General features: G+C 37.9%; 11 protein-coding genes. All 11 read left to right on the top strand.

All coding sequences use genetic code 11. The features are described from left to right. The first annotated feature begins 136 nt into the window (after nt 1-136). Genes MRT15_RS02790 through MRT15_RS02740 form a run of 11 tightly spaced genes read left to right on the top strand, consistent with a single transcriptional unit; the run spans nt 137 to nt 9,614 of the window. Nucleotides 137-1,030 (top strand): glycosyltransferase family 2 protein, encoded by an 894-nt coding sequence (locus MRT15_RS02790; RefSeq protein ID WP_304327704.1) that lies wholly within the window; start codon nt 137-139, stop codon nt 1,028-1,030. Continuing rightward, nucleotides 1,031-1,309 carry a TIGR04076 family protein gene (locus MRT15_RS02785; RefSeq protein ID WP_304327702.1) on the top strand — a complete coding sequence of 93 codons (279 nt, stop codon included), beginning with the start codon at nt 1,031-1,033 and terminating at the stop codon, nt 1,307-1,309. A gap of 10 nt (nt 1,310-1,319) precedes the next feature. Beyond that, nucleotides 1,320-2,396 (top strand): non-hydrolyzing UDP-N-acetylglucosamine 2-epimerase, encoded by a 1,077-nt coding sequence (gene wecB, locus MRT15_RS02780; RefSeq protein ID WP_304327700.1) that lies wholly within the window; start codon nt 1,320-1,322, stop codon nt 2,394-2,396. Further along, nucleotides 2,396-3,316, top strand: coding sequence for an NAD-dependent epimerase/dehydratase family protein (locus MRT15_RS02775; protein ID WP_369684942.1), 921 nt, complete (start codon nt 2,396-2,398; stop codon nt 3,314-3,316). The genes wecB and MRT15_RS02775 overlap by 1 nt, the downstream gene beginning before the upstream one ends. After that, on the top strand, nt 3,313-4,317 hold the full coding sequence (locus tag MRT15_RS02770) for an NAD-dependent epimerase/dehydratase family protein (protein WP_304327696.1): 1,005 nt from the start codon (nt 3,313-3,315) through the stop codon (nt 4,315-4,317). The genes MRT15_RS02775 and MRT15_RS02770 overlap by 4 nt, the downstream gene beginning before the upstream one ends. Nucleotides 4,318-4,323: 6 nt before the next feature. Next, entirely contained in the window at nt 4,324-5,154 is an 831-nt protein-coding gene (locus tag MRT15_RS02765; protein ID WP_304327694.1) for a polysaccharide deacetylase family protein, read from the top strand. Between the two features lie 18 nt (nt 5,155-5,172). Then, nucleotides 5,173-6,216 (top strand): hypothetical protein, encoded by a 1,044-nt coding sequence (locus MRT15_RS02760; RefSeq protein WP_304327693.1) that lies wholly within the window; start codon nt 5,173-5,175, stop codon nt 6,214-6,216. Next, the gene (locus tag MRT15_RS02755; RefSeq protein ID WP_304327691.1) at nt 6,217-7,023 is read left to right on the top strand and encodes a GNAT family N-acetyltransferase; all 807 of its coding nucleotides are present in this window, start codon (nt 6,217-6,219) and stop codon (nt 7,021-7,023) included. It abuts the gene before it with no gap. Next, nucleotides 7,007-7,810, top strand: coding sequence for a hypothetical protein (locus MRT15_RS02750; protein ID WP_304327689.1), 804 nt, complete (start codon nt 7,007-7,009; stop codon nt 7,808-7,810). Before MRT15_RS02755 ends, MRT15_RS02750 begins: the two co-directional genes overlap by 17 nt. Then, complete coding sequence (locus MRT15_RS02745; RefSeq protein WP_304327688.1) at nt 7,807-8,991, top strand: glycosyltransferase; 1,185 nt, start codon at nt 7,807-7,809, stop codon at nt 8,989-8,991. Before MRT15_RS02750 ends, MRT15_RS02745 begins: the two co-directional genes overlap by 4 nt. Beyond that, nucleotides 8,988-9,614 carry a glycosyltransferase gene (locus MRT15_RS02740; RefSeq protein WP_304327686.1) on the top strand — a complete coding sequence of 209 codons (627 nt, stop codon included), beginning with the start codon at nt 8,988-8,990 and terminating at the stop codon, nt 9,612-9,614. Before MRT15_RS02745 ends, MRT15_RS02740 begins: the two co-directional genes overlap by 4 nt. Nucleotides 9,615-9,620: the final 6 nt, after the last annotated feature.

The following is a 9,620-nucleotide window of genomic DNA, read 5'->3' as shown; positions in this document are numbered from 1 at the left end:
CATGATGCTAAACGCATATTAACAGCCGATGAAGAAGACTTCAGCAAAATAAAGAAAACTTTGAAGGATAATCTAAACATAGAAGTGGAAATAGTAAGCCACACAAAATGAGAAACTTCACTTCAAAATTCAAGCAATGAAGAAACCCACAATAGTAGCTTGCATACCAGCATATAATGAGGAGAGGACGATAGCTAGAGTTGTAATTGAAGTGGGGAGGTATGTTGATAGGGTTATTGTGTGTGATGATGGATCAACAGACTTGACTGGAGAAATTGCTGGGAGGCTTGGAGCTGAAGTCATAAGGCATGAGAGGAATATGGGTTATGGTGCTGCTTTACACACACTATTTAAGAGGGCTAGGGAGATCGATCCAGATGTTATGGTTGTTTTGGATGCTGATCTACAGCATAATCCTAGTGATGTTCCAAGGGTTGTTGAGCCTATACTTAGGGGGGAGGGGGATATAGTTATTGGTTCAAGATTCCTTGCTGGGGGGAGTGTTGAAGCTCCGAGGTATAGGGTTGGTGGAATTAAGTTGATAACGAAATTGGCGAAGAAGGCTTCATATGGGGATGTGACTGATGCACAGTCTGGTTTTAGAGCTTATGGTAGGAGGGCAATACACTCAATAATGCCAACTGAGCAGGGTATGGGTGCTTCAACGGAGATATTGATGCAAGCAAGGGAGAATGGGCTTAAGATAGTTGAGGTGCCAATAAAGATAAATTATAATGTTGAGAAGCCATCAACACAAAACCCAATAGTACATGGGCTTGACGTGGTTTTAAGCATTGTGAAGCAGATGAGCATAAGGAGACCACTACTATTCTACGGTTTGCCAGGGGCATTGGCAATGATGATTGCACTATTCTTCTGGGTGTGGACAATACAAACCTTCACGGCGACAAGACAGATAATGACGAATGTTGCATTGATAGCTGTAGCCTCAACCATGGTTGGATTAATGCTACTCACAACTGCAGTAATATTGTGGGTGTTGGTAAGCGTGGTTAAAGGGGCGAAATAGATGTTGGAGGTAGAGGTTGTTGAAGTTAGGGGGAGGTGCCCAGTACATAGAGTTGGAGATAGAATTGTAATTGATGGTCCAAGGATTGTTTTGGAGGAGACGGATGCACTCTGCATACATGCCCTCTCAGTTATATTACATTATGCTGTTGCATTGGATGAGGGGGCTGACCCAGTTAAACTAGGCTTAACAAAGCCTGAAGATAAAGAGCATGCATATCTCCAATGCGTTGACCCATGGAAGCCATACACTGATGGTGGAACAGTAATATTTAGGTGAGGAAGGTAAAGTGAAGATTGCAATAGTACTTGGGACGAGGCCTGAAATAATAAAGATGTCACCAATAATAAGGGGGCTGGAAGAGAAGAATATGGAGTATTTCATATTACACACTGGGCAACACTACTCCTATAACTTGGATCAAGTATTCTTCGAACAGTTGAAGCTCCCCCAACCCAAGTATAATTTGAGGGTTGGCTCCGGGACGCATGCTGAGGAAACTGGGAAAATGATGATTGGAATAGAGAGGGTTCTATTGGATGAGAAGCCTGATATAGTGCTTGTGGAGGGGGATACGAATACCGTGCTTGCAGGTGCACTGGCATCAGTTAAGGTTGGGGTAACTTTAGGTCATGTGGAAGCTGGATTAAGGAGCTTCGATAGAAGTATGCCTGAAGAGATAAATAGGATAGTTGCAGACCACGTTTCAGACATACTATTCGCACCCACAGAAGTCGCAAAGAGGAATCTGCTCAGGGAAGGAATCCCGGAGGAGAAGATACATGTGACTGGGAACACTATTGTGGATGCAGTATACCAAAACCTAAAATTAGCTGAAACTATAAATGTTCAATTCGCAGACGATGATTATTTTCTAGTGACGGTTCATAGGCAGGAGAATACGGATAATCCCATGAGGCTTAGAAATATAATTGAAGGTTTAAAATTGGTAAGGGAATACTTCAACATGCCAATAATATACCCGATTCATCCGAGGACATTGAAGAGGATTAAAGAGTATGGCATTGACGTGGAGGGGTTAAACCTAATAGAACCATTAGATTACCTGAGTTTCCTGAAACTTGAGAGTAAAGCTAAATTGATATTCACAGATTCAGGTGGCGTACAAGAGGAGGCATGCATACTAAGAGTTCCATGCGTAACATTAAGGTATAATACTGAGAGGCCTGAAACCTTGGAGGTTGGTGCAAATGTACTTGCAGGAACAGAGCCTAAGGAGATACTTGAGAAAGCAAAAATAATGATTGATGCGAAGAGGGATTGGAGGAACCCATTTGGTGATGGCAGAGCTGCCAATAGAATAATAAACATTATAAGTAGAGGGGAATATAGAGAGTTTAAGTGATTGGTTTGGCGAAGATACTGGTTACTGGTGGACTTGGATTCATAGGTTCAAACCTTGTCAGGGAGCTTAGAGGTAGGGGGCATGATGTCTGGCTATGCGACTTAACACATTCCCACGACCCAAAATCCATTAGATGTGATGTGAGTAAGTATAGGCAAGTTGAGAGAATTTTTGAGCAACATGACTTCGAATACGTATATCATTTGGCGGCTGAGTATGGGAGATGGAATGGTGAAGACTACTATGAAAACTTATGGTTAACGAATGCTGTTGGAACGAAGAACATGATAAGAATGCAGGAGAAGAGGAAGTTTAGGATGATATTCTTCAGCAGTGCCGAGATATATGGCGATTACGATGGTGTGATGAGTGAAGATGTCCCTGAAAAGATACACATACACTTACTAAACGATTATGCAATGACAAAGTGGGTTGGGGAGATGATGATCAAGAATTCAGCCATGCAATATGGAACTGAAACAGTGATCGTTAGACCATTCAACGTATACGGTCCAGGGGAGCATTATAATCCATATAGGGGCTTTATACCTAAATTCATATATAAGGCGTTACATGATGAACCATACACAGTATACTTGGGGCATAAGAGGACACTTGAATATATCGATGACGTATGTAGGGCAGTTGCAAATATAGTTGAAAACTTCAAACCTGGAGAAGTATATAATCTTGGTGGAGACGAATTGTATGAAATAAAGTACATTTCAGACTTGATACTCAAGTATCTTGGGAAGGATGACTCGAAAGTTACATATAAGGAGGCTGAACCATTCACAACGAAGGTTAAGAGGCCGGACTCAACTAAGGCGAAGAGGGACTTAAACTTTAAGGTGAATGTTAAGCCTGAAGAGGGGATACCGAAAACCATAGAATGGTTTAGGAGGGTGTATGGCAAATGAATTTCGAAGAAGTACTCAGCCACTATACTGGGAAGAGGATACTGATAACTGGTGGAGCTGGATGTATAGGTAGCAACCTAACAAAAGCATTACTGAAAGCTGAACCTGAAAGGATAATAATAATCGACGATCTATCGGCATCATATGAATGGAATATACCAAAACATCAGAAGGTGATATTCATACATGGAAGCATACTTGATGAGGAGAAGATGAAGAGGGCATTCAGCTACAAACCGCATTATGTCTTCCATTTAGCAGCACACTTCGCAAATCAGAATAGCGTAGACCACCCTGAAACAGACCTACTCGTAAACGGCTTGGGAACACTGAAGACGTTAGAATACGCTAATCTAGTTGGAGTGGAGAAGTTCGTGTTCGCATCATCGGGATGCTCAGTATATGGAAGCCAAGCACCACTACCACTAAAGGAAGACTTCATATCACTACACTTGGACACACCATACCAAATCCACAAACTACTAGGAGAACTATACTGCAACTACTTCCACAACTACTATGGACTGCCAGTGGCCATAGCAAGATACTTCAACGTGTACGGCCCAGGAGAAGTACCCGGAAAATATAGGAATGTAATCCCAAACTTCATTTGGTGGGCAATGCACAGCCAACCACTACCAATAACTGGAACTGGGGAGGAGACAAGAGACTTCACATACGTGGAAGACATAGTTGACGGAACATTGAGGATGGGCGTTGTTGAGGAGGCTGTGGGTGAGGCAATAAACCTAGCATCAGGAACAGAAACAAGGATCATAGACTTGGCAAACTGGATAAACGAGATAACAGGGAACAAAGCTGGAATAATATTCAAACCAAGAAGAGACTGGGATAAAGCAATAAGGAGGAGAGCATCAATAGAAAAAGCCAAGAAGATACTTGGATATGAGCCAAAAACGGATATGAAGACTGGACTGAGAAAAGTCTACGAATGGATCAAGGAAAACATGGATAAAATAGAGAAAGTAGTGAAGTTTTGAGCGTTGGTGGAAAACATACTGTCAGTAGATGTGGAGGAAGTATTTCATGGTGAATATACACGACAATATAGACAAAACTTATACTACAGGACACCTGACAACATTCCGCCTATATTGAAGATGTTAGAAGAATACAATGTTAAGGCAACATTTTTCATAGTTGGAGAAATAGCTGAGAAATTTCCGGAAATCATAAAAATGATACTGGAAGAGGGGCATGAAATAGCTTTCCATGGATGGATGCATGAACCGTTATGGAAATTAACACCTGAACGGTTTAGAGAGGAAGTTAAAACCTTTAAAAAACTCCACCCCAATTGCATAGGTTTCAGAGCACCATCATTCTCCTTAAACAATAAAACGAAATGGGCTCTAAAAATACTATTCGAGGAAGGATTCAAGTACGACTCAAGCATATTCCCAACGTGGACACCATTATATGGAATGTACAAAGCTCCAACACACCCATACCATCCATCTATAGCCGACATAACAAAGGAGGATAACAGCCGTCTAATCGCGGAGTTCCCCTTAGCTGTATATAAATCGTTCAAATTTAAAGTTCCTATAGCTGGAGGTTTTTGGTTACGTCTATGGAACTTAGACATAATAGAGAAGGGTATCAGAAAGATCAATAATGAAGGATTTCCAGCAGTTATTTACGTACATAATTGGGAACTCGATCCCGAAACTCCTAGGTTAAAGCTTAATTTTTACAGATCCTTTGTAACGTATCACCACATAGATAAAACGGAGAAATTGCTAAGAAATATTTTAAAGAAATTCAGATTTGTAAACTTTGCTAATTATATGGCCTCTAAAGGTATGCTGGTATAAATTATGTTGATGTAAATAATGAAACTAAAACTTGTTATAAAGAAGAAGATAGCTGGCAAAATTTTTCATTGGATAGAAGGAAATAAAATATGGGCTTCATCAGGTTACAGCTTGTATGCAAGTGAGGATTTCGGAAATACCTTCAAAGAGATTGCTAAATTGAATGCTCCAACACTTATGAAAATTGCTAGTTATTCCAGGTTATTATCGAGAACATTTCGTTTAGGAGTAAGAGCCATGATAAAACTTAATAATGGAAATATTCTTGCTGTAGCGAGTGGAAAGGTATATAGAATTTGCAACAATAAAATTGAATGCATATTTGTTTTCAGTAAAGGGATAGGCCCATTAAGAAATGGTTTGTGTCAAGACGACGAAGGAAACATATACATGGGAGAATACTTTATGAACGATGAACATCGTTATCCCGTAAACCTATTCAAATCAGAAGATTATGGGAAGAGTTGGAGAAAAATATTATCTTTAAAAGATGTAAGACATATTCATTTTGTTCAGTTCGATCCTTATGAGAGGAAAATTTGGGTTGGAACTGGAGATCGTGATTTAGAGTCAAAGATTATGGTATCTGAGGATGGAGGGGAGAGTTGGGGGATTATAGGTTGTAGCAATCAAAAATTCAGAGCAGTAAGTTTACTCTTTACTGAGGAATACGTTTATTGGGGGACGGATACGCCAGCAAAACAAAGTTACATATATAGGTATAGGCGTAAAGATGGGAAAATAGAGCGACTGGTACCTGTAAATGGACCAGTCTACTATTCTGCGAAGCTAAATGATATTATTTTGTTCTCAACAGGAGTTGAAGGAAGAAGCGAAGGAGTAAGTGCAGCTTGGGACAATTATGCTCACATATGGGCATCTCGTGATGGCATACATTGGCAAGACATAGGAAAATGGGAAAAAGATAGATTACCATATATATTTGGTTATGGAAGAATAAGCTTTCCTAATGGTAACTTTAATGACGCATTAGCCTTTACTACCGAATGTGTAAAAAATGCGGATAGAACTTCATTCATAGGAGAAATAGTGGAAGAATAAATGGAAAAAGAAATACTAATTCGCAATTATAATCATGGGGAGGAGGAGGAAATAGTCAACTTTCTAAACCTTTGCTATGGGAAATGGGGGGACATCAACAAATGGAAATATCGATACCTTTCATACCCTACATTTGACAAAGATAACATTTCTATTCTAGAATATGAAGGTAAAATAATTGGCCATGGGGGAATACACTTTAGAGAAATGATACTTCCCAATGGGGCTATTTTGGTAGGGTTACTGGGAGATGGAGCTATACATCCAAATTTTAGGGGGATGAAACTTCACTCTAGAATTCTTCGCCATAGATTTGAAATAGCATGTTTAAAAAGTGCACCTCTAGTGTTTGGATGGACGTTAAAAGGGTCGGATGCTTACAAAAGTGATGTGAGAGCTGGATTTGTTGAGATTAAACAATTACCCGCTTACATAAAAATTATCAGACCAGAAAAAGTGCTAAAAGCAAGTTTAAAGGATTTTCTGGCAAAAAATCAAAGGGTAAGAAAAGTATTCCAAGAAACGGATTTTGATATGATTTTTCAGTTTAAAGAACATACTTTCAGTATACAGTCAATAATTGCTACTCCTAAGACCTTAACTTTTAGTGAAAAAGATTACGTTAAAATTATATATAATGAGAAAGCTATAAAGCATCTTGTGAATTTCAGAAATATGAGTAAAGTTAAAAGGATCTTATCTCTAATATATTTGCTAATTTTTATGAAGATAAGGGTGAAAATCGGTTCTATCCGCATGTTTTTTAAAACAGTTTTAAAGGGTTGGACACTTGTTAAAACGCTATAGTGGAGATGAAATAATTATTAGAAATTATTCGGAAAGCGATCTAGATGAAATAATTAAGCTCTATTCCACATTTCAAAATCTTCCTTATGCCTACTTAAGCAAAGACGAAAACTTTATAAAATATTACCTTAAACATTACAATGTTAATGCAGATTCTGTACTTGTTTCGGTTAAAGATTCTCAAATCACAGGTTTTGCTATTATTGCAATTACAATAGAAGATGATGTGAAATATGGAAATGTAATCGAGTTCCAAGCTATTGATTCCCAATCAGCAGAAAAATTAATTCAAAAAGTGGAAGAGTATTGCAGTAAAAAGGATGTAGATGCTATAATAGTAGCCCTTCCGCCACATTTACAGAAACAAAAACCAATATTCTTAAAGCAATGGGTAAGCTTCAACCCAAACATTATGATAGCAAAATGCGTCTCTCCCTTTAACCTTTTAAAACAGCTATTTTCAACTAATAATAAACTTAAGAAAAGAATTGAGGGGAAATCAGTAATTTTTCGCATAGATGGAGTAGCTTATAAAGTTAATTCGATTAAAGATGGCGTAGATATCGACATCGTACAATTATCGGAAATTCCTAAAAATAAACTCATAATTGATTTAACATCTCAAAATTTAACAAAAATATTATTTGGTAAATTAAATATAGTGTTAGCTATAATAACTGGAAAAGTAAAGGTAAATACCATAAGGAAAATAGGATTTGTAGTAAAATTGCTAAATGACTTGAGGATAACAGATGCAGTATATGTTTCTCCAGGGGATCTTGTATGAGGATACTAGTTGTTCAGACGACTGATTGGATAAGGAGAAACCCCGCACAGCAGCATCACTTGATGGAAATCTTATCACTTAGGGGGCATAAAATAAGAGTGATAGATTTTGAATTATTATGGAAAGAGAAAAAAGGTGGACTTTTTTCAAGAAGAAGAATTTTTAATAATGTAAGAAAGATCTATAAGGGTGCCAGTGTAACTGTTATTCGGCCTAGCTTTATAAGGTTCCCAATACTTGATTATTTATCTATTTTATTAAATCAATTTAAGGAGATTATGCATCAAATTAATGATTTCTCGCCAGATGTAATAGTGAGTTTTGGCGTAGTTGCCTGCATAGCGGGAAAAGTTGCAAAAAGAAAAAGGATACCTTTCGTCTACTATTGGATAGATGTCACTCATCGTTTAATACCATTTAAGCTACTTCAACCCATTGGATGGTTAATGGAGCGTGAGGCCATAAAATTAGCGGATAAGATATTTGTGATAAATAAAAAGCTTATGGAGTATGTAATAAGGAATAAGGCTTCTCCTAGTAAGGTTGTAGTACTTGGTGCTGGAATTGATCTCAGGAGGTTTGATCCGAATACCATTAACAGTAGCATTATTAGAAAGCGTTTCGAATTGAAAAATGAGGATATAGTTCTCCTCTTTATGGGTTGGCTTTACAAATTCTCTGGGCTAAAAGAAGTTGCCATGGAACTGACGAAACATAAAAATGTCAAGCTTTTAGTGGTTGGCGATGGTGATCTCTATAAGGAACTTCAGGAAATTCGAGACAAATACAACATTCAAGATAGACTCTTACTTTTAGGTAGGAGACCTTACTCCGAAATACCTGAGCTTATAGCAGCATCTGACATTTGCATATTACCTGCCTATCCAAATGAGCCAATAATGATAGATATAGTGCCTATCAAAATTTACGAATACATGGCAATGGCAAAACCAGTAATTTCAACTAAGCTCCCAGGAGTTATGAAAGAATTCGGTCTAAATAATGGCATCGTTTATGTTGAAAGACCAGAAGATGTTGTTAATGAAGCTATCAAACTAGCCATAAATAACGATGTTAAAGATCTTGGCAGAAGAGCAAGAAATTTTGTTGAAAAATATGAATGGAATAATATCGCTAATGATTTTGAGAAAATTCTAATCGATTTAAAAGAAAGCCTATGAGAATACTTCAAGTAACTCCAAAATATCCTCCCGCATGGTCTTATGGCGGCATAACTAAAATAGTGTATGATATAAGCAAAGAGCTTTCCAAACGAGGCCATTATGTTGAAGTCTGGACCAGCGACACACTTGACCGATATCGGCGTGTTAAGAAGAACTATTATAGCAAATCTATAAAAGTGATACGTTTAAAAAATATGAGTTTTGTCTTAACTCGTACTTTTTACAATATCCACATAACTCCTGATATTATATCCTTTGCTAGGAATAATTTACATCATTTCGATATAGTACATCTTCATGGCATACGAACATTTCAAAGTTTTGCAGTCTTCCCCTTTCTTAAAAAGTATCATACTCCTTATGTTTTACAAGCACATGGATTACTTTATGAAGTTAAGCCGAAGGAACCATCACATTGGACATTATACAATTTTTATAACGTATTATCTGGGAGAATATTATTAAAGAATGCCAGTAAGGTTATCGCTCTCGATTGTGTGGAGGCTGAACAGTATAAGGCTGTAGGTGTACCTGAAGAAAAGATCGCTATAACACCCAACGGGATAGACCTTTCAGAGTATGCTGAATTGCCGCCTAAAGGCTCCTTCAAGAAGAACTAGCACCGT

The organism is Candidatus Culexarchaeum yellowstonense (assembly GCF_024707025.1).
Classification (GTDB): domain Archaea; phylum Thermoproteota; class Methanomethylicia; order Culexarchaeales; family Culexarchaeaceae; genus Culexarchaeum.
This window is presented reverse-complemented; position numbering and strand designations above follow the sequence as displayed.